The 22,901-nt window shown below is 60.4% G+C and carries 17 protein-coding genes, 3 tRNA genes and 9 pseudogenes; 11 read left to right on the top strand and 18 right to left on the bottom strand.

Annotated features, from left to right (window positions below):
- Positions 1-284 precede the first annotated feature (284 nt).
- The 4 genes and pseudogenes from HAP48_RS27510 to HAP48_RS27530 all read right to left on the bottom strand — a co-directional run bounded on the left by HAP48_RS27510 (position 285) and on the right by HAP48_RS27530 (position 4,351).
- Positions 285-1,217 (bottom strand): class I SAM-dependent methyltransferase, encoded by a 933-nt coding sequence (locus HAP48_RS27510; protein WP_165129335.1) that lies wholly within the window; start codon positions 1,215-1,217, stop codon positions 285-287.
- Positions 1,218-1,797: 580 nt separating this feature from the next.
- Positions 1,798-1,989, bottom strand: coding sequence for a hypothetical protein (locus tag HAP48_RS27520; protein WP_224496635.1), 192 nt, complete (start codon positions 1,987-1,989; stop codon positions 1,798-1,800).
- A gap of 640 nt (positions 1,990-2,629) precedes the next feature.
- Positions 2,630-3,678, bottom strand: a pseudogene (locus HAP48_RS27525) (IS630 family transposase).
- Positions 3,679-3,829: 151 nt separating this feature from the next.
- Positions 3,830-4,351 (bottom strand): hypothetical protein, encoded by a 522-nt coding sequence (locus HAP48_RS27530; protein ID WP_165128253.1) that lies wholly within the window; start codon positions 4,349-4,351, stop codon positions 3,830-3,832.
- 4 nt (positions 4,352-4,355) lie between these two features.
- Between HAP48_RS27530 and HAP48_RS27535 the strand changes: the two genes are divergently transcribed.
- Together HAP48_RS27535 and HAP48_RS27540 are read left to right on the top strand one after the other, a co-directional pair.
- Positions 4,356-4,429: transfer RNA gene (locus tag HAP48_RS27535), tRNA-Glu, on the top strand.
- Positions 4,430-4,434: 5 nt separating this feature from the next.
- Positions 4,435-4,523, top strand: a tRNA-Gln gene (locus HAP48_RS27540).
- Here the strand turns inward: HAP48_RS27540 and HAP48_RS27545 are convergent.
- Positions 4,502-4,765: a hypothetical protein gene (locus HAP48_RS27545; protein ID WP_029084917.1), complete on the bottom strand. Its 264-nt coding sequence runs from the start codon at positions 4,763-4,765 to the stop codon at positions 4,502-4,504. The two genes, HAP48_RS27540 and HAP48_RS27545, sit on opposite strands and share 22 nt — an antisense overlap.
- Positions 4,766-4,845: 80 nt before the next feature.
- Here HAP48_RS27545 and HAP48_RS27550 point away from each other — a divergent pair.
- Positions 4,846-4,917 (top strand) — tRNA-His (locus tag HAP48_RS27550).
- 158 nt (positions 4,918-5,075) lie between these two features.
- Here HAP48_RS27550 and HAP48_RS27555 read toward each other — a convergent pair.
- The 3 genes and pseudogenes from HAP48_RS27555 to HAP48_RS27565 all read right to left on the bottom strand — a co-directional run.
- Positions 5,076-5,669, bottom strand: a pseudogene (locus HAP48_RS27555) (HD domain-containing protein); the annotation flags it as partial.
- Between the two features lie 731 nt (positions 5,670-6,400).
- The gene (locus HAP48_RS27560; protein ID WP_029084918.1) at positions 6,401-6,619 is read right to left on the bottom strand and encodes a hypothetical protein; all 219 of its coding nucleotides are present in this window, start codon (positions 6,617-6,619) and stop codon (positions 6,401-6,403) included.
- The gene (locus HAP48_RS27565; protein WP_165128257.1) at positions 6,616-6,981 is read right to left on the bottom strand and encodes a hypothetical protein; all 366 of its coding nucleotides are present in this window, start codon (positions 6,979-6,981) and stop codon (positions 6,616-6,618) included. Before HAP48_RS27565 ends, HAP48_RS27560 begins: the two co-directional genes overlap by 4 nt.
- A gap of 22 nt (positions 6,982-7,003) precedes the next feature.
- Between HAP48_RS27565 and HAP48_RS27570 the strand changes: the two genes are divergently transcribed.
- Positions 7,004-7,180, top strand: coding sequence for a hypothetical protein (locus HAP48_RS27570; protein WP_166208614.1), 177 nt, complete (start codon positions 7,004-7,006; stop codon positions 7,178-7,180).
- Positions 7,181-7,556: 376 nt separating this feature from the next.
- On the opposite strand, the gene HAP48_RS27575 is transcribed toward HAP48_RS27570, so the two are convergent.
- The 3 genes and pseudogenes from HAP48_RS27575 to HAP48_RS27585 all read right to left on the bottom strand — a co-directional run.
- Entirely contained in the window at positions 7,557-7,823 is a 267-nt protein-coding gene (locus HAP48_RS27575; protein WP_084518808.1) for a DUF3892 domain-containing protein, read from the bottom strand.
- A 1,223-nt stretch (positions 7,824-9,046) separates the two neighbouring features.
- On the bottom strand, positions 9,047-9,655 hold the full coding sequence (locus tag HAP48_RS27580) for a phasin family protein (protein WP_165128261.1): 609 nt from the start codon (positions 9,653-9,655) through the stop codon (positions 9,047-9,049).
- 199 nt (positions 9,656-9,854) lie between these two features.
- A pseudogene (locus HAP48_RS27585) lies at positions 9,855-10,061 on the bottom strand (IS256 family transposase); the annotation flags it as partial.
- 204 nt (positions 10,062-10,265) lie between these two features.
- Here HAP48_RS27585 and HAP48_RS27590 point away from each other — a divergent pair.
- On the top strand, positions 10,266-10,454 hold the full coding sequence (locus tag HAP48_RS27590) for a hypothetical protein (protein ID WP_224497163.1): 189 nt from the start codon (positions 10,266-10,268) through the stop codon (positions 10,452-10,454).
- Positions 10,455-10,879: 425 nt separating this feature from the next.
- Positions 10,880-11,740 (top strand): hypothetical protein, encoded by an 861-nt coding sequence (locus HAP48_RS27595; RefSeq protein WP_175612288.1) that lies wholly within the window; start codon positions 10,880-10,882, stop codon positions 11,738-11,740.
- A 1,312-nt stretch (positions 11,741-13,052) separates the two neighbouring features.
- Here the strand turns inward: HAP48_RS27595 and HAP48_RS27600 are convergent.
- Positions 13,053-13,580, bottom strand: coding sequence for a hypothetical protein (locus HAP48_RS27600; RefSeq protein WP_224496636.1), 528 nt, complete (start codon positions 13,578-13,580; stop codon positions 13,053-13,055).
- 173 nt (positions 13,581-13,753) lie between these two features.
- A complete protein-coding gene (locus tag HAP48_RS27605; protein ID WP_224496637.1) occupies positions 13,754-14,215 on the bottom strand; it encodes a hypothetical protein in 462 nt (153 codons plus the stop codon).
- A 182-nt stretch (positions 14,216-14,397) separates the two neighbouring features.
- On the opposite strand from HAP48_RS27605, the pseudogene HAP48_RS27610 reads away from it, so the two are divergent.
- The 5 genes and pseudogenes from HAP48_RS27610 (at position 14,398) to HAP48_RS27630 (ending at position 18,094) form a co-directional block, all read left to right on the top strand.
- Positions 14,398-15,503: pseudogene (locus HAP48_RS27610) on the top strand (MlaE family ABC transporter permease).
- Positions 15,504-15,505: 2 nt separating this feature from the next.
- A pseudogene (locus tag HAP48_RS27615) lies at positions 15,506-16,235 on the top strand (ABC transporter ATP-binding protein).
- 15 nt (positions 16,236-16,250) lie between these two features.
- Positions 16,251-17,363: pseudogene (locus tag HAP48_RS27620) on the top strand (ABC-type transport auxiliary lipoprotein family protein).
- A 269-nt stretch (positions 17,364-17,632) separates the two neighbouring features.
- Entirely contained in the window at positions 17,633-17,806 is a 174-nt protein-coding gene (locus tag HAP48_RS27625) for a CBS domain-containing protein (protein ID WP_224496638.1), read from the top strand.
- Positions 17,807-17,911: 105 nt separating this feature from the next.
- Positions 17,912-18,094, top strand: coding sequence for a CBS domain-containing protein (locus HAP48_RS27630; RefSeq protein WP_224496639.1), 183 nt, complete (start codon positions 17,912-17,914; stop codon positions 18,092-18,094).
- Between the two features lie 369 nt (positions 18,095-18,463).
- On the opposite strand, the pseudogene hemN reads toward HAP48_RS27630, so the two are convergent.
- From hemN to HAP48_RS27655, 5 genes and pseudogenes are all read right to left on the bottom strand, one after another.
- Positions 18,464-19,813, bottom strand: a pseudogene (gene hemN, locus HAP48_RS27635) (oxygen-independent coproporphyrinogen III oxidase).
- Positions 19,814-19,954: 141 nt separating this feature from the next.
- A pseudogene (ccmE, locus tag HAP48_RS27640) lies at positions 19,955-20,385 on the bottom strand (cytochrome c maturation protein CcmE); the annotation flags it as partial.
- A gap of 120 nt (positions 20,386-20,505) precedes the next feature.
- A pseudogene (locus tag HAP48_RS27645) lies at positions 20,506-20,707 on the bottom strand (formylglycine-generating enzyme family protein); the annotation flags it as partial.
- An 83-nt stretch (positions 20,708-20,790) separates the two neighbouring features.
- Complete coding sequence (locus tag HAP48_RS27650; RefSeq protein ID WP_166208608.1) at positions 20,791-21,363, bottom strand: helix-turn-helix domain-containing protein; 573 nt, start codon at positions 21,361-21,363, stop codon at positions 20,791-20,793.
- A 116-nt stretch (positions 21,364-21,479) separates the two neighbouring features.
- The gene (locus HAP48_RS27655) at positions 21,480-22,889 is read right to left on the bottom strand and encodes an integrase catalytic domain-containing protein (RefSeq protein ID WP_166209478.1); all 1,410 of its coding nucleotides are present in this window, start codon (positions 22,887-22,889) and stop codon (positions 21,480-21,482) included.
- Positions 22,890-22,901: the final 12 nt, after the last annotated feature.

The raw sequence follows: 22,901 nt of genomic DNA on the forward strand, positions 1-22,901 counted from the left end.
CCCGAGCCACCCTACGAGCGCGATCAATGAAGCTTGCCGCACTTCGAGCGATACGTTGGAAACGGCAACACGCCGCACTCGATCCTAGAAATCTGACGCAGCGTCGATCTCGACGTACGGCACGGCAACACATGGATTTGCAGTCGGTGAAGTCGTCATAGCCAAGGCTTCTCTGTAAGACTACCGACCTGACAGAAAGGAATCATTCCGGAAGTCAGGCATGATCCACTTCGGTGCACAGTTCCCCGGGGCACACCCACAGCTATCCTCGGAAAAGGAACCCGTCACGGCTCCAACGCAACCTGCAAGCCCGCGTTGCCTCCAATATGCACATAACGGGGCCCGATAGGCCGACCCCTGCCGCTGGCGACGGTGACAATGTTTTCCAGAGGGGTGGCGCGCGCATCTATCTCAGGGCGGGACAAGAGCAAATCGGCGTGAAGCAGCCCTTCCGATTCAAGACCGGTAGTATCGACGCCAAGAGCCGCCAAGGTGGCCAAACAACTTTCAAACTCTTCAGCATCGCGAAAGCGACGTTGGATAAATGTCGCGCCGGTAAGACGTTCCGTTACAAGGCCACGCTTCGCGAGCGTTGCAGCCAGAGAATCAAATGGGAACATTCGTAGCACGAATGAGATAATCCATGGACGCTTCTCTGTCGCGTCGAGAATTTTGCTGAACGTCTTCTCGGTAACGTAGCCGATGCACCCCGTCGACATGATAACGTCAGTGGGGCGGATGATAAGCGCGCTGTCCGTCGATAGCGTCTCCTTTTCAAGATCAGCGACAATACCCTGCTCAAGGAGACCGACACCTGTTGCATAGCTGATCGCCGGTGCCGATACATCGAGACCGATAAATCGCGCCAGTCCGACATCGGGCCAAGACGCATAGAAACTGCGATCAAGACGCACCAGTGTCTCAGAGCTGATTGCCCTCATCTCGCGCCGAGCGTAGCGATGACGCAAGCCCCCGAACGTCAATGGAAACCGATGCACCGCAGCGTTGATGCCGTATGAACAGCCAATGTCAAGCACGGTCGGCTTAACGCCAGTTGCCGTTACGTTCGCCGCGAGAATCTGGCGCACAACCGGCTCAGCCACGTCCGGGATCATGTAATCCAGGTCTCCCAGCACGGTGAAATATGCCCTGGGATCATCCGAAGCATAAATATCATCGAAGACAGCCTTAGACCGATTGATACGCGGAAAATCTATTCGCAACCCGATGCCTCCTATTTCGTTTTGCAAGCCAGTCGACGGCTGTGCCTTCAAGCGACTCGGTGCCTTGTCGCAGAGATTGGCCGACGCATAAACCCCACCGTTTTTTCAATCGCGCTTCGTGAAGCAGGGGGGCTGAGAGTATGTATGAGAGGATGGAGCGACGCTCTAAAGGCCGCGAGGTTCTTCAGCATCCAAGTTGTGACGTTGATGGCTTCTTGAGTGTCGATCGGCAGCGATCGCAATGACCACACGTTGATGGCACGATGATGGCCGGAGTGAGCACAGAGCGATGCGCTGCCTCGTTCGATCCTGTCGATTGCCATCGTCTCGATCGTTGGGTATAGGCAAGCGCCGAATAAGGCGAGAATGGCGCACCTTTCGTATAGCGTGTTCCAAGCGTTGTGCTCATTGTCAGCCCGATAGGCGGCAGCCATCACATCGTAATCGATCGCTTCACTACCGTTTCCTTGAACGGCGATTTAAAATGCGAGGACTTTTGCTTCCTCATTCGCGCCCAGAGGCTCGATGGACTGCTCCGCATTGGTGATCGGCCCCCTTCAGTCGGGCTCCTCGGTCACGGCGATCCTTGCCACGTGCGCGTAAACGCCAACTCGGCGTCGTTCTCGATCATATGATCGAGCAACGTCTTCATGTCACTTTGATCGGAAGCCGACTGAAACGGCCCAGGCTGACGCTCGATCGCAGCACCGCGATCGCGAACGCTTTTTTTCACCAGATGCAGATCGCGTCCTGTGAACGCCGCCACGCCGGCCTCCTTAACCGTACATCGATTCACAATCCATTCTAGCCGATCAGCCATACCGCACCGTAACGGCAACGATGTTCCGGCTGAGAGCCGCGCAGCCCTGACAACCTGACTCCTGTCTGGCGGGCACCGCCCCGCTGCCCTTGGCGCTGATCCTTGATCCGGCGCAGGCCTGACGCCAGCAACCCGCAAAGGGGTCGGCTTACGCGGAAGCGTGCCGCCGCTTTGTCTTCGCCTGCGCGGTGATTGCGGCCCACGCCCGGACACGTCGGGCGCCTGTCGCGCGGGGATGAGCCCCGCCTCAGAACAGATGGCGATAGCTTCACCACCTGGCAGACAGTTTTCGCGGTCGTCGGCGCCATCGCCGTCAGCATATCGCCTTCGTCCGCTTAACCAGTATAGCCGCACCTAGAGCAGCCAAAGAGCGCTTGGCGAGGGGCTGACATCGGCACGTCCATTGGGATGCACCCGGAGCGGGCATTTAGAATGCCCGCCCTTATCATCGAACCTGGGCTCCGATCGACCAGCGCCGAGGCGCGGCCCGTCATCGTCGGGTGAGCGGGTTAGGGCGCTATCGCCGATCGAACCTCTGAGACGTGCCGTCTTCGGCTCAGAGGCCGATTAAGTTGATGATTGCCAGCTAGTGTCCTGAACCAGAAGTTCGCGACATCGGGTCGTGTTTTGCCGGGGCATTGTACCGGCAGAAGCGTTCGATGGAAGCAAGGATGTCATCGGCGGACTTAGTCCATCGGAACGGTGTTGGATCGGCGTTGTGTCGGTCGATGAACGAAGTGATGTCAGCCCTGAGAGCGGCGATGCTGCGATAGATGCCGCGCCTGATCTTCTTATCGGTGAGGAGCGCGAAGAAGCGCTCGACCTGGTTGAGCCATGACGAACTGGTCGGGGTCAGGTGCACGTGCCAACGCGGCCGTTTAGCCAGCCATTTTCGGATCAAGGGGGTCTTGTGCGCGGCGTAATTGTCCATGACGAGATGGACGTCCAGTTCACGCGGCACGGCAGCTTCGATCTCGTCGAGGAACTTGCGGAACTCGGCGGTGCGGTGGCGTCCATGCACTTGCCGATGACCCGTCCGCTAGCAATATCGAGGGCGGCGAACAGCGATGTGGTGCCATGCCTCGTGTAGTCATGGCTTCTTCGGGCCGGCTGGCCGGGACGCATCGGCAGCATCGGCTGACTGCGGTCCAGCGCCTGGATTTGGGACTTCTCATCCACACATAGAACGATGGCGTGCTCCGGTGGCGAGACGTAGAGGCCCACAACGTCGCGCACTTTGGGCACGAAGTTTGGATCGGTCGAGAGCTTGAACGTCTCCATTCGGTGCGGCTGGAGCCCGAAGGCCCGCCAGATGCGTTGCACCGTCGACACTGATAGGCCGCTGGCCTTCGCCATGTCGCGAGAACTCCAATGGGTGGCGTTCTCAGGGCAACTCTCCAACGTCCTCACGATCACGGCTTCGATGCGGGCATCGTCAACCGTACGTGGCGCCCCGGAGCGCGGCTTGTCATGCAGCCCGTCCACGCGCCGCTCCACAAAACGCCGCCGCCACTTGCCTACCGTCGATCGGTCCAGGCCCAGCTTGGCCGCGACTTCCTTGTTCTGACCGCCCTCCGCGCAGGTCAGCACGATCCGGGCTCTCAGAGCCAGCGCCTGCGCTGTCTTCCGCCGCATCGTCAGCGACTTCAGTTCGGCACGCTCTTCATCGCTCAATGTCAGGGCGCAAGTTGCTGGACCGCCATCAGATCCTCCGTCGCTGCTGCAGCCTCCATCCTTGGCACGGCGACGCGAATCTACTGCGAATCTACGATTGCGAACTTGTGACTCAGGACACTAGCAGCTTCTCATCCTTTATTCGTTCGGCCATGCACTTTTCGACCGCAATTCGCGTGGCAATGAACAAGACGAATTTATTCTCGATGTTCATGCTCGAGGAGCCGTCATAGGGTTCGAATCCGGCAGCCCGCGCCATCCTATGCAAAACCGTCTGGATCCGCGAAGCGCATCGCCAACTCCACAAATTCATCCTTGTCAAACGACAACTGATCGGCGCTCGCGGCATCACAAGTGTGCACTGCGCCGCGGCATGGAAAGCGGCCTCATTGACAAGCTGATGATCCCTTCCATGTAGCCGTTGCTGCAGACCCTTCATATCTTGTTGGCTCGTCAAGCGGGCTAGCGCCTGCAGACGGTATGTCGCTGCGAGAATGTGGTTTACGGAGTATTTGCCGTGCAGACCCGCCACAATCGCTTCAACAGGGCTCATTTGTCCGCGCCGTTCGATAAAAGCTCGATTGGCCTCGATGAGCAACTCACCGGTTACGGTCTCGATCTCGTTCTGAAACATCCTCGTTCCCTTCGTCTACCGGCAGGATATCACCCTTTCAAGGTGAGGAAACGGGTTCAACTCCCGTAGGGAGCGCCATCAATTCGGGGGTGACCGAGCCTGGTCAGGGTACCCGCCTTTGAAGCGGTGGTCGGCTGACGCCGCGCGCGTTCAAATCGCGCCCCCCGGGCCATCATAGACGCCGATTGAGAAGATACCTGAACCGTCGATGCTCTGTCCATCCAACCCGGATCTCTCCATGACAGTTGCGGCCACAGCTCGCAGTTCTTCTGCTGGCGACCGACGGCCGGCGGGAAGTTCGATTGTCACGCCCGGGTAACGCTTGAAGAACATCTCCTGATCTTGGCACCAGTCAGCATACCGCCTGCGGACAGCTTCCCTCAGATTCTCCGCGTGCCGTTCGATCGCATCCATTTCGCAGGGCCTCTCGGGTAGGGTCTCGGTCTCATAAGCCGGGATAGGGCGGTTCGAAGCCGCTGCCTGCGACCACTCTTCCTGACTTCGTTCAATGGTAGGACGCTCGGCCGTGGACCGGGAGACGCGGTGTTTGATTCACCCAGTCTGAAGGCCTCCGAGTATTCCTGGAGCAGCCGCAATCCGTCGTTGGGCGACTTCGACCGGCAGAACCACGACTCGTGACGCTCTTCGACGCCTTCGAACTCGTTCAACGACGAGTAGGGGTTTTTGGTCTGGGCGCTCCACGCGACCACGGTGTGGAGCCACATCAGGTTGTTCCTTTACGCTTGTGGTCCCATGCGTCGGCTTCTGGTGCCGGAGGGATTGTCGCGTTGTTCAAGATATCCCGCTCGGCCTGCGTCACAGGGGTTGGTTTCACCGGAAGCTGCGCCTCGGCCGCGCACAACGATGCCCACGCCTGCTGCCGGAGCGGCGCCGGCGCCTTCGTCAGGATCTCCAGGGTGGCGCGTTTTTCCGGCAGATAGGTCTTCGCAAAGCCTAGGTTGTGCTTCGATATCGTCGACGTGTTGCTGATCAGATCCGCGCACTTGATGCCCTGGGTCTCAGGTCCGGCGAGCTCGAGTCGAAGCCGGTCGGCGCGCTTCCGCCGCTCACGGTTCATGCCCGGTGTTGGTGGGGTATCGGTCAGGTCGAGCACCATCAAGGCGACGGCGGAGCCGAACTTCGCGCAGACCTCAGGTAGAATGGCGTCGGTGTCCTCGACGGTGTCATGCAGCCAAGCTGCCGCGATCGCGGTCTCCGAAAGGCCGGCGCGTTCCACGATGCCGGCGACTTCCTCGAGGTGAACGAAATGCGGTTCGCCGGTATAGTTCTGTTTCTGCTGCGCGTGCTTCTCCCGCGCGGATGCGCGGGCCTTTTAGATCAAGTTCATTTTCCCTGCGATGCCCGTGCAGCCAGATATTCGCGGGCCCAAGACCTGGACGCTTCGGTCGCCAGGCAACTCTCCCATGTCAATCATACGGTTTCGCCAGCCGTGCCAATGAGCGGCCGCGGTTCGCGACGGTGCCGACCGGCGGGAACTTCATCTGAGGCCGCCGCACGATTGCGCAACCGCATGGAGCGCTTTCGTGCGTTCTCCGCGGCGCGGGTGGCGTGCCTGAAACCGGCCGCAAGCATCCGCACGCGGAAGGTGCGGGGCGTTGGCGGAAGGATGGCCCTGAGTAGGAGCGCCTCACCATCATGGCGTCGTTCCCGGAACGATCCAGACGCAATCCGACGGCCCAATTTGATCAGGCTCGAATCGGAACACATCGCGTGGCACGTAAACCGTGCCACGCCAATAGTATTGAACCATGCACGGCCATCGCTCCCGCGGTGTGAGCTCGAGGATCAGCGTCGGTACGGCGACGGCGCGCGCAACGCGTCGGCGATTGCCTTTGGGTCGATATCGCGCAGCGACGTGATGTCCTTCATGGCGCGCCTCGCTCATGGCACGTCACCGACGTCCACACAATCACTACGGCGAATGCCGGCGGAATGATCAACCAGACCAGCGTGTAGAAAAGCCAATTCGGCAGCGGTTTAGTGGTGGGGCGATGCAAGAAATATCCCGGCGTGACGTTGATGCCGCGTTTAGTCGTGGTCCTGGTCCCCCTTCATCTCGAAAATGGTCGTGAAGGCGTACCCGACAGCGCCGCCCAATGCCGGAATGCCAACCGTCAGGACCACGATGACGATGAGCACAGCGCCGACGGTCGCCAAGATGCCAGCTGGCTGCAACCACGTCTTGGCGAGGCAGAATGCGGCGATGACTAGAAGGGCGACGCCGGCCCAGAGGAGCGGATTGTTCATGTGCCCGGCTCCTGCATGAGTTCTTCGCAGATCCACGCCATCGCGGCTATCACGCTGCGGAAGTTCATCTCACAAGGCTGAGGCCGGTTCGGATTCCAGCGCTCGTCGCAGACAACGACATTCCCGGGCGCGCCGCGGATGCTGAATGCCCGTTCGCGATCGCCGTCGTTGGCGCTGGTAGACCCTTCGGGATGCGCGGCTTGCCATGCCGACGCGTAGCCGGGGCACTGCTTCGCGTCGATGTCCCAATGGCCGGGGTTGCGGTAACCGATCGAGAATCCGAGCGGGAAGAACGGCTGGGCTTGGTCGAAGAAGTGCTTCTCCGCCGTCTGCTGCCGCGCCCGCGTCTCGGCGCCGTTCATTTTCTCCTCAAGCGTGAGCGTCATGTCGAACCTTTCTGTTGGCGATGGCCTTGAAGAGCGCGATCGCGATCCGACCGCGTTCCGTGATTTCGAAGCGAAGGGGTTTGCGGCCGCACTGCGCCACGGCGCCGGCGATCAGGAGCGGCCGGATCATGACGAGCCGAGCTCGGCCGATGTCCGCGAATTGCCGTTGGGGTAAAGGCCGGAGTCGCGGCCGATCTCGAGCGCCGTCACCTCGCGGTCGGCGGCCAGGAGCCCGGCCAGTACCGCGGCCTCCCGCGGGTTCAGCGTCTGTCCGGCCGCCTCACCGCCCCAACTCCTCCGGCGACCGGCCGACCCCGGACCCGGATCCAGTCCCGGCGCAGCGCCGCGACCGGCTGGACGAACGGGTGGCGCTCAAGCCGGGGCGATCCTCGCAGAGCGAAAACGCATCAAGCGCGACAGCATCGCAAACCGCCGCTTGCAGCATCAACTGCAGGCTGCTCAAACTCTACCCCCTGATGAGCCAGAGCCTCCCTTCTCGAAACGCGTGATCAGTTTCAAATCATCTGACGACGGACAATACGACATGCCGGTCACGAGCAATCCGGAAGACTCAGAAGATTGTCGGGAAGAAAATGATTACTCTCGGTCTTTAGGTACTCGCGACCATCGTGTTTTTTGACGATCACCTTGACTGTCTTGCCCTGCTCAGTAGCATCGTAAGCGCTTTTGTCGTGTTTGACGTTTGCAATGGCTGTTTCTTCCGAATCTCGCCATGCTGAACCACCGACTGCTTGAATACGCCGATGGCGGTCTTGATGGTTAGGCAGCTTGGTAATGCAGGTGATACGGCGCGTCATGGCTCACTCCTATTTCGTGAGCCAAGGCTTTGACCGTTAGCAGAACGGACTCATTATCCGGTTGCTTGGAAACGTTCAGAGCCCCGCCTCACGGGTTGAAAATTTGAATAAGTGGTCAGTGCGGGCGGGTTGCATTCACCCGGGCTTCCTCAGCTCGTATCTGCATCGTTGATTATGCCAGCGCGGATACACCAACTGGCCAGCCTTGCCGCACGACGTGCGTCATTATTGTCCAGACCAGCAGGACGGCGCTTAGACCGCAATGCCAATACAGATGCGAGCTGCGGTTGAATAGGAACGGAAGGGTGGTTGTCTGAACATGCGACTTCTTCTCTTGTCCCTTGACGCGAGCGGCGTACCCCTAATTCCATCGCGCGAGTTCTTTCTTTAGGCGTGCAAGCTTGGCGAACCGGTTCCGGATCGCGGCCTCACACTGCGCTTTAGCTCTCTCACGATTTCTCTCGTAGCTCGCCCGGCTTCCCCAGTTCGGCGTCGGCGCTTTGCGTGCAGGCTCGCGAACTCTTACGCGACAAGGTCTCGTCTGAGAATGCTGACCCGTTTGTTCAGTGCTCGGCGCAACGTATTGCGCTCACATGTCGTCATCCTGCCAGCAGACCGCTCGGACACACAATCCATCATGACCCGTTGAATCTGGACTAGTGTCATACTTTCGATCTGGGCAATGCGTTTCTTAACTTCGGCGCGCAAGTTGGCAGTCTTTCAGACATCGTCAGATCCTGATGCTCCACGGAGTCCAGCCCAAAAGGCTACCGACGTTTGACGGTACAGCATCAACATTGGATCGGGCTCCTACCTACTCTGGGGGGCGACCGGATCAAGTCAGAGGGACAGGCAAGAGCTCTATCGCGCCGAGCAGGATGAAACCGACGCGACGGCTTACGCCATTCAAGGCTGCCGACCTCCAAGAGATAAATCGAAAGCACGACCTTCTGTTAGCCCGGCATTCAGGGCGCCGCATCCCACGCGGCCCACGACGGAACGATCATGACAAGTCGCTCTAATGAGCGTTGGTGCGTAACGGAGAATCCAAGGGGCGCTGCCAATTCAGAGACTGGCATTAACTCGACATTGCGTTTACAGCGGTAGCCTTGGTTTTCTCAAAAGTCTCACTCCCAAGGCGGCAAGAGTAACCGACAAGCAGCGCTCGTTTTCCAGCCGAACCTGTATGCCCATTAGGCGGAGTGCCGGACTTCTTCCATACTTCACTTGATCTGCTTTCCGGTTTCGTCGGCCACTTTGAGCGACAGGTCGGCGATCCGACGGCTACCTTCCAGAGCAATTTCCACAGACTTCCGCACAATATCACTTTGTGCGGCTACAAATTCCTGAGGGGTCCGGCAGGTCCACAGCTCGCTGATGTAGTCCATGTTCTTCCCGACTTGATGCCGAACCATCTGGCTGTACTCTTGAGAAATTCCATTCATCACTTTGGCAGCAGCATTACTGGTGTGAAGGATCTTTTGCACGTTGCGCGCCGACCGTTCCGTTGCGTCTTTTGCCTGTTGCACCCCTTCTCCTGAGACCCCGAGCGTGCGACCAAGTTGCTCGGTAGAGCGTCCCACGGCTAAGGTCGTCGCTTCCAGGCCGATCCGCCATGCGTTCTGCACCGTCTCAACGTTCTGCTTAAGAAAGTTGGAAGTTGATCGGGCCGTTTCTTCTCCGGCTTGAGCGGCACCTTGCCCGACATGCGCAGTCTGATCAGCTGCAGCTTGTCCGGTACGGCTGGTCTGCTCGGCAGCCCGCTCGCCGGCACGGCGAGCTGCATCATCTGTCCCTGGTGTAGACTTGTCGTCCTGGCGTAAGTTTGCCATGCTTGTTCTCCATTTTCTGCGAGTTCCTGACTTGCGTAGCACCGTCAATTGCACTTTTCAGGTCCTTCTGGCCTTATGTTCAGGACAGGTTTCTTCCAAAACGGCTCTACTTACTTAGCTGAGAACTGAGAACAGCGAACCTACTAATTCTAGCACACAGTGATTATGGCTTTGGAAGTGGGCGGATAGACGCGGCCCTGACCCCGGTCGCGGCCACCAGCACGAGATCGTCGCCGGGATGCAACCCGTCGATTTGGACCACCAGAAGGTCGAGCGCGGACAGATCCGCAGCCATGAAGTCCCAGCATCAGTTCATCGCCCAGCGACCGAGCCGTTCCTCATGCGCGGCCGTTTCCCAGCTCGGGATCGTGACCTCGCGGCCCTTCGCCCCTGACCCGCGGGCGCGCGCGCGAGAAGTTGCCGAAGATCGAGGCTCTTTTCGCGGGTGCCGAAAGGGCCGGAGAGCGGGCTCGCGGCGGAAGCGGCGCTGAAACGTGTGAAGGAGCGTTTTGACGCAACTTGGTCGGCAAGATCCCTCAAATTGAGATGCGGTTCTTAATGCCGGATCAATGGTCGCGCCATCTGTTTCTCCTTGTGCCGGCGTTATGGCATGAAGCCCTATCGCTATTATCGACAGCGGCGCAACACGGTCATGGTTCGCGCACGCAACCGGATCCTCGATCAAGTTCTGTGGCCGGAGTTCTCCGAGCTTGACCAGGCCCTGCAGGCCTATCTTCATCAAGTGACGTTGCGCGTGATCCGCGATGAGGTCTTTGCCGACGCGAGTGAGGCGCAGTAGATTCCGGAGGCGCTACCACCGAACTGATGGATGCGGTTAGGGCGGAAGGCTTGCTTTGCTTTTATCCAAGCCCGCGATTCGTCGATCGTCGCCATCAGCCGAGCTGAGGCCGTTCAAGCTTTGAAGTTCCACTGCATGAGCTGGTCGATGACGACATTGCCGATGCAATAGGGTCTCAAGATTAATACTGAATTGTAAGGCACCAAAAGTTAGTTGCGTTTCGATTTTGACTCGCGCGTTCAGCGCATCCTGTCAAGATGTTGGCTGGAGATAGTCCTCGCCGCGAAAGCCGGCCGTACGCCTCACCGATGAGAAGCAGTATTTTGTCTCTGAATCTTCGGTCTATCGGCTGTTGACGGCGAAGCGCGCAGGCACATGCACCATGCTGTCTTGGCCCTCTTTATTCCCAGGATGCTCCCCTTGTTTTGGGGCTTGAGAAGGCCCTCATCAAGGGCGGGGCCGCCGAAGGCACCGCCAAGGACTATGTACGTACTCTTCTCAGCTTTGGCCACTGGCTCTTCGCAAATAACAAAAAGGCCATTTTTGCTCGGCTTGACGACGAAGAGCCACTGACTGAAGATGCGCGCGAGTTCATCGGAAAGGGTAATCCCTGGAAACTTCTTACGGCAATAGTTCATCTCCGAACCTCGCAGTCGACGGGCGGAGTCGTTCCGATCGCAGGCCGCGCTGAGCTAAATCCTCATCCCCAGGACGCGGCACTCATCAAAGAGTACAAAAACGAAGTAGCGGCAGATACCGGCACGAGGGATGCAACTGCTCTTCGCAGTTTCAGTGACTACCTGCATGAAAACAACAAGAAGGGCATTGCTGGTCGGCTTTCAGGCAAGGCGTTGGATGGAGAGGTCAAGAGCTATAAGAAGGACGCCGGTGGTAACCGGGGGATCGGTGCCGCACTGGCTCATCTCCGGAAATCGTCGGCCGGCGCTAAGGCGATGGAACTCGAGCGCCATATTGATCCCGAAGACGCGGCCCTGAAGGAGTCGAGGCAGGTCGGCGACGCCGCTGCGCAGCACAGTGCGACCCAGAAAGCTGGCAGTTGGCCAGAGGAGTTGCTTCCAGCGGAAGGCCATGATCAGGATTTGCTTTTGGGGCTGATGGACGAACCCGGCCGTCGTCCTCGGCGCCGCAACCGGCTCAGTCAACTGGGATTGCGATACGGCACGACAAGCGGCGTCTTCATTCCGAGGATGCTCCCATTATTTTGGGGCTTGAGAAGGCCCTCATCAAGGGCGGGTTCACCAAACCCGTCGCCAAGCAGTACGTAAGTTCTCCTCTTAGCTTTAGCCGTTGGCTTTTCGCAAAAGAAAAACCGAGCATTCTTGCTCGGTTCGACAATAAGTCGCTGGCCGATGGCGGTGAGGTGCTCGAGTTCACCGGACAGGGTAATCCAAAGAGACTCCTTCAGGCAATCGACCATCTCCGGACCTTCCGGTCGACGGGCGGAGTGCCGATCTCACGACGCGCTAAGCTGAATCCTCACCCCCAGAACGTGGCCCCATCAATCCCGAAGACGCGGTACTGATGGATCCGAGGCGCGTCGACGCCGCCGCTGCGCAGCACAGCGCGTCGCAGGAAACTGGCAGTCGGCCAGAGGAGCTTCCCGCGGAAGGCCGCGATCAGGATTTGCTTTTGGGACTGATGGACGAACCCGGCCCGTCGTCATCTCTCGAGCCAGCCGCGCGCCACGACCAGGCACCGGATCCCGGAGAGCCCGACCGCCAGCACTCCTCGGACAAGTTGAGGGGTGCACTTGCGAGGAGCAACTTCCTGCCAAGCGAGGAGGTCCTCATCAACGATGAGCATGACACAGCTGAGTTGAGGCCAGCGAAGAGGCCGAGGACTCTAGACAATCTGCACGGCCTTCCAGCGAGCGGCAGCTGAGCGAGATCGCCAATTCAGGCGGTCGCCTGCTGACGTCGGTGGCCCCCACCCATCAACAGGGTGCATCGCCATGGCAGGCGCAGCCGATGATGCAGGCGAGCGGCTACGAAGATGCCACGGCGCCGCATGCGGTCGCGACGTACGCCGAGGACGCCGCTGCGCAGCACAGCGCGCCGCAGGGAGCTGTCAGTCGGCCATTGGTCCTCCCGGAAGGTTACGATCACGATCTGCGTTTGATGGTGGGAGATGTCCCACCGTGGCCCGGGGTTCCTCCTGAGCAGGCGCAGGACATAGTCCAAGCTGGACGGCAGCAACCTGCGTGGTCCGCCTCGACCTGGTCGCTGCAGATGCCGCTCGACTTTGATTTGAGTATGTGGCCGACCTTGGAAGCATCGCCAACGCACTCTGCCAGGGCTCGCTCAGACGCTTACGGCGGTCTTGAGGTGTCGTTTATTGCTCTTCCGCGAAGCAACAACAAGGATGCAGAACATCTCGCAGGTAGGCTGGACTTACCATGTCGAAGGCCGAGCATAACCTTGAACCGGTACCCCACGGGCAATTCGTGAGCGAAACAAACAAACGACCACAGGCGCTAAAGTCGAAAAAATATGCGAGATGATCTGTCGCGCGCTGTCCTTGCTTCCGCTGTAGCGAGGAGCTTGCGCGGCGGCAAATGCAAGAACCGGCTCGGTAGGACTAACTGAAAAGCCTAATTGCGATCGATGATGAGAGGGAGCGAAGCAAGCCAGTGCGATCCATCGCCGCCGGCCGCTGTCCGATGGGATTTGAGCAGAACAGCGGCCAGGCTCTCGCCAAGCTCCGGCCCGAAAGAATCTTGCGCGGCCAAGTAATCGAGCGTCTTAGGTTCGTCGAACCGAACCATTTCGACGGCCCATTCGACAACCGGTCCGGTCCCTCCGATTGCCGGACCATCGCGCCCGCGTATGATTGGCACCATCCCGCGGTAGATGGAGGGGCGTAGAGCTTGTTGATGGCAATCTCATCCTCGCAAGCGCGCCGCCGCTTCTCCAATGTCGAGTAGTCGAGATAGGGAAGCTTGACCGCTCGCTTGACCTTCAAGACGCGCGAAGGTTCGAGAAAGACGATCGAACAATGGGTGTCGATCCGTTGCACTGGCACGTTCGGCGGGCCAGAGCCGGCCAGGAACGACAATGCGGCGGCCTGGCCTGCCTCGTCCGCGTCGGTCGATGATGCCGGCGTCATCACGGTTTCAGAACGGCTGCGCCGACGAGCTTGCCGTCGCGCAGGTGGGCTAGAGCGTCATTCGCCTGATCCAACGGGAATACGGCGACGTGTGTCCGGATACCAACTTTCGCCGCAATCGTGAGAAAGTCGGCGCCATCCTGCCGACAGAGACGATCTGCCGTTCACCCCAATCAACGACAAGGCGCTGGCGTTGCCACCGCTCGACATGAACCTGGCGCACGACCTGGTGAGTCGGACACGGGTCTCGCGACCCGATAGGGATGCATGCCGTCCGCCTCGTGGATTGAGACATATTCGCCGATCCGAAAGCGCTCGTTGCCGAAATGATATCCGGCTTCATCGGCGGCTGCGCCGGCGACGTCGTAGTGGAAGCGCGAGCTGTCGCTCGGTCCGCGCACAAGGTGGCCAAGCTGATCGCCTTCGGCGGGTCGTTGTCGAACGACGCGGCAGGCCTCGCGATGCGCTTTCCAGGTCTCGACATCGATTCGCGATGCTGTGTCTAGCGGGGCGACGATGATATAGCCGATCGCGGAGGCGCCCTCGGGGTAATCATGCTCGCGTGCACGTTCGAGCCGGACCAATGAGTGCGGCAACGCAGTGTTTTGCAGAGGTTTGAAAGCCGCACGATTCATCGAAATCTCCCTGAGCGCGCCCGGTGCTGTCGGCCAAAACGTGCCAAATCGTAAGCCTTCGGCCCGCAAAGCCGTTGATTTGCGTCAAGAACGTCCTCGAGGCCGTTGAAGCCAATTGCGTTGTGTCAAACACCGTTGCCGCCAGCCTCCTATGCCTGATCGGTGAACTCGGAGTTGGTCCCTTGCTTGACGTACCGGCATTGACAGTGAACGCAGACGATCCGCACGTGCTCACCGCATGCGGGGCCTGGAACGTTGCCAATGTCGAGCAGTTGGAACAGCTGTGCGAGCGTGCCGCGCGCACCGACATCGGGTCGATTGATCTGCGTCGTGTCACCGCGCTCGACACGGTCGGGGCTTGGCTGCTTGAAAGGTTGGCCCGCGGTGGCGCAACCAGAGCAGCCCTCACCGGTGCCGACGGTCCGTACGGCGACCTGCTGGAAGAGGTGCGCGAACTGAACCGTTCCGTGCCTGCCGAACGCGGATCCGTTAATCCTCTGCTGGCGAAGCTCGACCAACTCGGTCGCGGCAGCAGACGGCTGGCGACCGATTCCACGGCCTTGCTGCATATGCTCGGCGCAATCAGCATGGCGCTGCTCGGCGTTCTCAGGCATCCGCGGTCATTTCGGCTGACTTCGACCGTCTATCAGCTCGGCAGGGTGGGATGGCATGCGGTGCCGATCATGGCGCTGATCACGCTCCTGATCGCGGCCATCATCGCTCAGCAAGGGATTGTCCATTTCAGTCGTTTCGGCGCGGAGTCCTGTGTCGTTGACATGGTCGGCATCCTCGTGCTGCGCGAGATCGGGGTGCTGATCGTCGCTATCATGGTGGCCGGTGATCGGGCAGCGCCTATACGGCTGAGATCGGCGCGATGAAGATGCGTGAGGAGATTGATGCCCTCAGCACCATGGCGCTCGATCCGGTTGCGGTCCTGATCCTGCCGCGGATCCTGGCGCTCGTGGTGGCGCTGCCGATCCTTGCCTTTCTCGGATCGCTCGCGGCGCTGTATGGTGGCGGTCTCATCGCTTGGCTCTATGGCGGGATGAGTCCCGCGATTTTCATTGCGCGCCTCCACGAGGCGGTTTCCGTCACGCATTTCGAGGTCGGCATCATCAAGGCGCCGTTCATGGCGCTCGTGATCGGCGCGGCTGTGGAGGGGCTGAGCGTCAAGGGCAGCGCGGAGTCGCTGGGACAGCAGACGACGGCGTCGGTCGTGAAATCGATCTTTCTTGTAATCGTGCTCGACGGGCTGTTCGCGGTCTTTTTTGCTTCGATCGGGATGTAGTCATGGCTGGCTCCACGGCGATCCATATCCGAAATCTGGTGGTTGGCTTCGGCAACAAAACGATCCTCAACCATCTCAATCTTGACGTGAAGGACGGGGAGATACTTGGCCTTGTTGGCGCATCGGGAGGCGGCAAATCGGTGCTGATGCGGGCCTTGTCGGCCTGTTGCCGAAACGCGGCGGGCAGATCGACTTTGAGCGAGAAAAGTGAGCGCCGCTGGGGTATCCTGTTTCAACAGGAAGCCCTCTTCTTGGCCTTGACGGCGCGACAGAATGTCCAGTTTCCGCTACGCGAAAATGCACACCTGTCGCCACGGCTCCTTGATGAGATCGCGGATGCCAAGCTCGAGATGGTGGGCCTCACACGGGCGGACGGAGACTTTTCCTTCCGAACTTTCGGGTGGAATGACGAAGCGGGTGGCTCTCGCACGGGCGCTTGCGTTGGATCCCGCTCTCTTGTTTCTGGACGAGCCAACCTCCGGCCTCGATCCAATAGCAGCGGGCGAATTCGACGCCTTGATTCGGACGCTACACCGGACGCTTCGCTTCACCGTGTTCATGGTGACGCACGACTTGAACAGCTTGCAAGCGATCTGCGACCGGGTTGCCGCGCTCGCTGACGGGCGGATTGTAACTGTCGGCCCGCTGTCTTCCGTGCTCGGATCCGACCATCCTTGGGTCAAGGCTTACTTTCACGGAGCTCGAGCGCAGACGGTCGGCTTCGGCTCCTAGGCAGTAGAGATAGATATGGAAATTCGCGCGCCCTACATCGTTATCGGTGCATTCGTATTGTCGGCAATCGTCGCCGTATTCGGCTTCGTCTACTGGCTGAACAACGTTGGCGGCATTGGCAAGCGGGAGTCCTATCAGCTCGTCTTTACGGATCCGGTGCCCGGGCCCTGGTTGGCGCAGGCGTTCTCTTCAACGGTATCCGCGTTGGCGAGGTCACAGACCTTGAGCTGGTTCCAGAACGCCCGCGCGAGGTTCCCGCCAAGATCGCGGTCGCCGAGCGCACGCCGGTGCATAGCGACACGCGTGTCGGTCTTGATTTCCAGGGAATAACCGGCGTTCCGGTGATCGCGCTGGAAGGTGGTGATGATCCCGAGGCGCCGCCGGCGCGCGAACCACTGGTGGCCGAAAAGGGCGCGGGGCGGAGCATGACGCAGGCTGCCCGCGATGCGCTACGCCGGGTGGATACCGTTCTGTCCGAGAATGCCGTACCGCTGCACAGCACCATCGACAATCTCAGCACATTCGCCGAAGGACTAGCGCGCAACACGCCGAAACTCGACAGTATCGTGGCGGGACTTTGAGCGGATGACCGGCGGAGCGCCTGCGCCGCGCAAAGTGGTGTACGACCTTCGCGCGGCGGACAGCTTTGGAGCGCAACGCCATACGAACCTGCCCGTACCGCTGATCGTAGCGGAGCCGACCGCGATCACCCGACTGCAAACTCAGCGCTTTCTGTTCACGCCGGATGAGGAAACTCAAGGGTTCGAGGGGGCGCAGTGGAGCGATAGTCTGCCGGCGTTGGTGCAGGCGCGGGTGCTGCAGAGCTTCGAGAACTATGACATCGCACATGCGCCCCTGCGCGCCGACACTGCTGTAGCTGTAGAGGGGGCATCGCGCCTTCTGATCGACTTGCGTCGCTTCGAGATCGCGCTTGGGCCTCAGCCGAAGGCGATTATCGTACTATCAGCCAAGATCGTGGATCCGGACGGTCACCTCAAGGCGGCGCAACTCTTCGAGGAAGCCCGAACGATCGACACCCTTGCGCCCGCTAACGCCGCCGCGGCCTTCGACACGGCCTTTGGCGCGCTGGCGCGCAAGCTCGTGACGTGGGCATCGGCATCGACATGAGTGAGCGAGAAGGCATTTGTTTTGCAAAGCAGTCGATGGCTGGAGATCGCGACGCCAGCCGGATGGTCGGTCCGGATAAGTATCAGCAAGGTTCCGAACCTGGCCCCTTCCTCGGCCAGCGAAGAAGCGCAATCGGACGGCCAGCGCACCTCTCGGGTACTTGATCCGGATCGGTTTTGGCGCCGCGCCGCGATTGACATGTGTCAGGCGCGAACAGACGGCCGGTGCAAAGCTACGAGCGTAACCACCAAGCCCAACGGAGGCTAGCCATGTTTGCGATGGACGTAATGCGCACCTCGTTCGCGACGATTAAGCCAGAAGCACACTTGCTTGATGCCGCGCGGCTGTTGCTAGAGACCGGTCAGCGAGGTTTACCGGTGCTCGACGGGACCGGATCTTTGGCCGGCGTAATCTCGGAAGGCGACTTCCTTCATCGGCGATAACTCGGTGTGCACTGCCCCGAAGGGTTTTGGCTCGAATGGCTGCTCAGCAGAGAGGAAGGAAAGCTCGTTCGCGAGCGGACACGAGCCCTCCGCGTTGATGCCGTTATGAGCCGTAAACCCGTCTGGGTGGAGGAGTGTGCAACGGTTGATGAGATTGTTGCTGAAATGGACAGTCGTCAGATTTCGCAGGTGCTGGTGCTTCGTGACGCGCGGGTTGTCGGTATCGTGGGCCGCTTGCAGCTACTTGTGGCGCTCGAGCGAAGCCTGGCCGGAGTTCCGGCCGAATAAGCCTTGTTGGCCCAGGCGAGCTGCAATCGGATCATCGTGTTGGGAAAAAGAAGCCCGGCGGATCGGGCGGGCTGTATCGAGACAACCGCAAGGAGGATGGGGCGCTCGCCTTAGTGACAGGTATTCAGCCCGACCCGGTCCGTCGAAGTTTGAGCTAGCGCAAAAGGATTCAACAAAAGTCGGGGCGGTGGTTGGACAGGATTCCGAATGTGCTCGATGCATGGGCCGCACAACGGCTGGACGAACGCGATCGCGATCAGCAGATCCCCGGCTGTCGAGTGTCGGCTTCGGCGGGCCGGCACGTCGCGGATCGAAGCGGTAAGAACACTCCGTCGAAGGGACGCTCTGAGGTCATAATCAGCCTGGACGTTAGGCAGCGCGCCTATGGGTCGCGCTGGATCGAGCCAGATAGGCGTCGAAGGCGGAAGCCAACCTACGGACCAGGAATTCGGCTCCGTCGCTCACGGAGATCCGATCGTCCTTCATGGTCACGGCACCATCCGCGATGAGACTGAGAAAGCGCGCCCGGTCGACGACGGCAGTCCCCGGGTCCCGATTATGCGACCTAGCGATTCTGGACAAGTCCACGGTCATGTCGCACATGAGCCGCTCGATGATGTCGGCGCGGAAGCGGTCGTCTTCCGTGAAGGCGTAGCCCTTGATGGTTGCAAGCCGATCGTCGGCGACGCGTTCGAGATAGTCGCGGGTCGCGACCGCGTTTTGCACGAACCCTTTGCGGCATGATGGAGCTTGCTCCGATTCCGATCAGCGTGTCCGCAACATCGTCGGTATAGCCCTGGAAGTTTCTTCGTAGCCGCCCCTCCCGTCGTGCGATGGCGAGACTATCGTCGGGGAGGGCGAAGTGATCAAAGCCGATCCGCACGTAGCCGGCATCGACGAGTGCATCCGCGATCGCTTCGGACTGAAGGTGACGCTCGATGCTGTCGGGCAGGGCTTCCTCGCCGATCTTGCGCTGGTGACTTCCTGAACGAGGGAATATGCGCGTAGCCGAACACCGAGAACCGGTCGGGGCTCAGCTCGATGCACTTGGCGACGGTGTCCAGGCACGAGTCCATCGTCTGAAGCGGCCAGCCGTACAGCAAGTCGAAGTTCAGATTCCCGATTCCTGCGCGTCGCAGCAATTCGACGCACCTGGTAGTCTGATCGAAGCTCTGGAGGCGATTGATCGCGCACTGGACCGCCGGATCGAAGCTTTGAACGCCGAGGCTCACGCGGTTGACGCCGCTGAAACCCAGAGCTTCCGACATGGGCTCGGTCAAAGTCCGCGGGGCGATCTCCACGGCGATCTCGGCGTCGGGCAGCACGAAGTAGGAATAGCGCAGCGCGCCGACGAGGTCGGCGAAAGTGTCCGGCGTCATGATCGCCGGTGTGCCGCCACCGAAGTGGATGTGTGAGATCGGTTGCCGATGACCGATGGTATCCGCGACCAGGTGCGCTTCGGTACGCAGACCCGACGCGTACACGGCGATAGGATCGTCGCGTTTGCTGATCGAGGTGTGGCAACCACAGTACCAGCACGTGGATCGACAGAATGGCACATGTAGGTAGATCGAGGCGGGTCGCCGGGGCGTTATCGACTTCAACCATCGACGGTAGTCAACCTCGCGGATCGTCGGATTGAAGTGCGGAGCCGTGGGATAGCTGGTGTCAGCGGGGGAGCCGGTCCGGTCCGTATCGTCTTGCGAGATCTGAGTGCATTGTCTGCCTTTCCTCTGGGCGGACATTGCAGGAAGTCGCGTTCGCAAACATTGCGTCAGGTCAACTTCGAGCAAGCTAGAAACGTTTGAAGACGACAAGGATCGTGTCCACGCTTGCGTCCTCCCCGCGGTTTCACCGGTTATCGGCTTTCCAATGGCCCTGCTTCTTCAAGACATTAGCGACCTCCCTGGGCATGTAGGTTTCGTCGTGCTTCGCCAGAACTGGGTCGGCGCGGAACATGCTCGATGCGTCGAGCGCGCCCTCCGCGACAACGCCCTGTCCCTCCCTGAACAGGTCCGGCAAGATGCCTCTGTAGCTGACCGGGACGCTGGCTCCTCCGTCGGCGATGCTGATCGTGGCCGTCAGACCGCCCTGCGCGCCAGCGAGCCCGGCTGGACCACATCCGCCGAGCCGGAAGCGCTTGCCCGCTCCGATGTGGCGCTCGGCTGCCATCGTGGGTGTAGTGAAGAACACGATGGAATCACGGAGCCCGCTGAGAACCAGTCCCGCCGCGAAGCCGAGGACTGCGAGGGAACTACCGATCATCACAGGCGCCGTTGTTTACGTGTCATGTCTTTCCGCGCTCGTGGTTACGCTGTGCGCTCGTTGGTTACGCCAACACCTATTTCGATGGCCTGGATCACGCCGACACTTTGCGCCAGCTCAAACCGAAGACGCGCCGTCCGGATCGTCTACGTCCGACGCACCAGCTTTGCGGCCTTCCGGACTGCGTTGGCCAAGATGGTGCCGGGGCGTTCAACGACCAGCCAGAAGCCCAGATTGGTCGGCGGAACGCCGGCCGCGCAGCCGCCCGACTTCGGATCCCGAATGAAGTCGGTCATGTGGGCGCGATGCGCGCCTTCGAACGACGCGGACGCCGCAATTGGTGTTCGTGAACTGCTCGCGGCCCCCATTTTGGTGGGGTGTCGCGCGGCCGGCTTTCGTGGTTGCTTTGGTCGCGATGGCCGCTCGCGCTCCTACGCCGTAGCCAGACGATTCAGCGTCGCATGATTGTGCAGCTCGACACGACGCGAGGTCGGCAGCGAAATCGCGCCGCTCTGCTCGAGTTGGGTGAAGGTCCGCGACACGGTCTCGATCGTCAGACCAAGGTAGTCGGCGATGTCTTGCCGTGACATCGACAGTTCGACGACGTTATTCTTCGCGACGCGGCGTTGCATGTCGAGCAGGAAGCCGACGACCCGCTCTTGAGTAGTGCTGATCAGGAGACCCAGATGCTCCTGGAAACGGCGCAACTCGCGCGCGGTTGCATTCCAGAGCTGGCGCGCTAGCTCCTTTTCTTGGGTGGCACGGGCCATCAGCGCGCTGCGCTTCACTGCCACGAGGCGGGTCTCACAGACCGCCTCGGCGGAAGATATGTGGGTTTCATCGGCCTCGAGACCAAAAATGTCTCCGGACAGGTAGAAGGCGCCGATCTGGCGGCGTCCGTCTTCCAGGATCCTGTAGGTCCGCACCGCGCCGGAGATCACCTGATAGAGATACTCCGCGTCCTCGTCCTCGCCGTAGATCTCGGTGCTGCGGGCAAACCGCATCGAGGTACCCAGCGCGCTGAACGGGCCGGTCGCGGGAGCTGCTGCTGAAATGGCTCTGACCGGATGTGTCAATCGGCCTCCAAATTTGACCCCTCGTATTGCCTCAGGAAGTAATGTTACCCGGGATGAAGGTCTACGAACTGCCCCAGACCGGTCTCGAGCCGCGGCCAGCTCGGTGGAGAGGCTGTGGGCGGGGCGGAGTGCTCATCACACGCAGCGCCGTCCACAGCCTCGGGCCGTATTTCATCCACGGGCATGGATACGATGGCTGTCTCCGCCACCTTCCGCCGGAGGGACCGAAGCAGGCGCTGAACGATCGAATGCTGCTTGTCGCTGAACATCGAGGGATCGATCGTGGCGAGCCTGCCCACGATGGCCAGTGCAGTGAGCTGTGGCTCGACGGCGAGCCAGTTCTCGATGATCGCGAGATGGGGATCGAGCTTCGAGGGCATGCGAATACGCGTTTTGTATCGCTGTTTCGGCCGGCGGTGCGTGGCCCGCACTTCGGCGGTTTTTGCCGCCGTGCCGAGCGATCGGGCAAACGAGAGCGGATCAGCCGGCGATACGGTGGGAACCTTCGCAAGACCGCGCTTGCCGATCCGTTCGCCGAGCTCTTCCTGCGCCGTGCGGATCGTGGCAAGCAATTGTATGGGATCGAGAGTCCGATACGTGTGGCGCAGACGGCGCTTGACCGCTGATGGGAGTTTCGGGTGCCCCAGTGCACGTTCGTATGGTGTGGCAGGCGGATGATAGCGTTTGATGATCTTGGCACCCTCGCGGCGCTTCTCTTTGAGCTTGAATGACGGCTGGAAGAAGTTCACCAGCAGGCGCGCCGCCGCGTAGAGACGTGCCATCACGCGGGCCGTCTCGACCCCGTCGAAGCGCCCGTATCCGACGAGCCGCCGGACCACCGCACCGTTCTTCTGCTCCACGAAAGCCTGATCGTTCTTTTTGTAGGCACGTGACCGCGTTACCTCGATCTTCTGTGCTCGGCACCATGGAACGACGACGTCGTTCATGAACGCGCTGTCGTTATCGAAGTCGGCGCCACAGATCACCCACGGGAACAGGCCCTGCGCTCGCTTCATCGCTTCCACGACGAGGCTGCCATCGCGTGTCACCAGGGGCAGGCATTCCGTCCATCCTGTTGCGATGTCCACCATGGTCAAAGTCTGGATAAACGAGCCGGCGACGCTGGTCCCACCGTGCGCGACCATGTCGATCTCGCAAAAGCCTGGCGGCGGGTTTGCCCAGTCATTGAAAGTGCGGATCGGCACCTCGCGTCGAATCGCCGAGTAGAATCCGACTCGCCGCCGGCGCCCCCCAGCAGCCGCAATTTTAACGTCGATCAACATCCGATCGATCGTCGCCGCGCTCAGAGTTGTCAGCAGCGCACGCTCTGCGCTCGTTGGCTTCAGCCGGCCATGCCGCTCGAGTGCGGGCAACAGCACTGGGATCATCGATACGAGGCGCTTACCGCAGACGCGATCGGAGGCTTCCCACAGCGCGATCAGCGCGTCGCGCACGCTGGCGTATTT

The organism is Bradyrhizobium septentrionale (assembly GCF_011516645.4).
GTDB classification, from domain to species: domain Bacteria; phylum Pseudomonadota; class Alphaproteobacteria; order Rhizobiales; family Xanthobacteraceae; genus Bradyrhizobium; species Bradyrhizobium septentrionale.

What these genes read in the sequence shown, in the direction of transcription:
- HAP48_RS27575 (WP_084518808.1), bottom strand. Translation starts at nt 7,823, where the DNA reads ATGACGCGCCGTATCACCTGCATTACCAAGCTGCCTAACCATCAAGAC.
- HAP48_RS27630 (WP_224496639.1), top strand. Translation starts at nt 17,912, where the DNA reads ATGAGCCGTAAACCCGTCTGGGTGGAGGAGTGTGCAACGGTTGATGAG.
- HAP48_RS27605 (WP_224496637.1), bottom strand. Translation starts at nt 14,215, where the DNA reads ATGAATCGTGCGGCTTTCAAACCTCTGCAAAACACTGCGTTGCCGCAC.
- HAP48_RS27580 (WP_165128261.1), bottom strand. Translation starts at nt 9,655, where the DNA reads ATGGCAAACTTACGCCAGGACGACAAGTCTACACCAGGGACAGATGAT.
- HAP48_RS27600 (WP_224496636.1), bottom strand. Translation starts at nt 13,580, where the DNA reads ATGACGCCGGCATCATCGACCGACGCGGACGAGGCAGGCCAGGCCGCC.
- HAP48_RS27565 (WP_165128257.1), bottom strand. Translation starts at nt 6,981, where the DNA reads ATGAACGGCGCCGAGACGCGGGCGCGGCAGCAGACGGCGGAGAAGCAC.
- HAP48_RS27625 (WP_224496638.1), top strand. Translation starts at nt 17,633, where the DNA reads ATGTTTGCGATGGACGTAATGCGCACCTCGTTCGCGACGATTAAGCCA.
- HAP48_RS27545 (WP_029084917.1), bottom strand. Translation starts at nt 4,765, where the DNA reads ATGGATGCGATCGAACGGCACGCGGAGAATCTGAGGGAAGCTGTCCGC.
- HAP48_RS27590 (WP_224497163.1), top strand. Translation starts at nt 10,266, where the DNA reads ATGAAGCCCTATCGCTATTATCGACAGCGGCGCAACACGGTCATGGTT.
- HAP48_RS27650 (WP_166208608.1), bottom strand. Translation starts at nt 21,363, where the DNA reads ATGCGGTTTGCCCGCAGCACCGAGATCTACGGCGAGGACGAGGACGCG.
- HAP48_RS27530 (WP_165128253.1), bottom strand. Translation starts at nt 4,351, where the DNA reads ATGTTTCAGAACGAGATCGAGACCGTAACCGGTGAGTTGCTCATCGAG.
- HAP48_RS27570 (WP_166208614.1), top strand. Translation starts at nt 7,004, where the DNA reads ATGTCGAACCTTTCTGTTGGCGATGGCCTTGAAGAGCGCGATCGCGAT.
- HAP48_RS27560 (WP_029084918.1), bottom strand. Translation starts at nt 6,619, where the DNA reads ATGAACAATCCGCTCCTCTGGGCCGGCGTCGCCCTTCTAGTCATCGCC.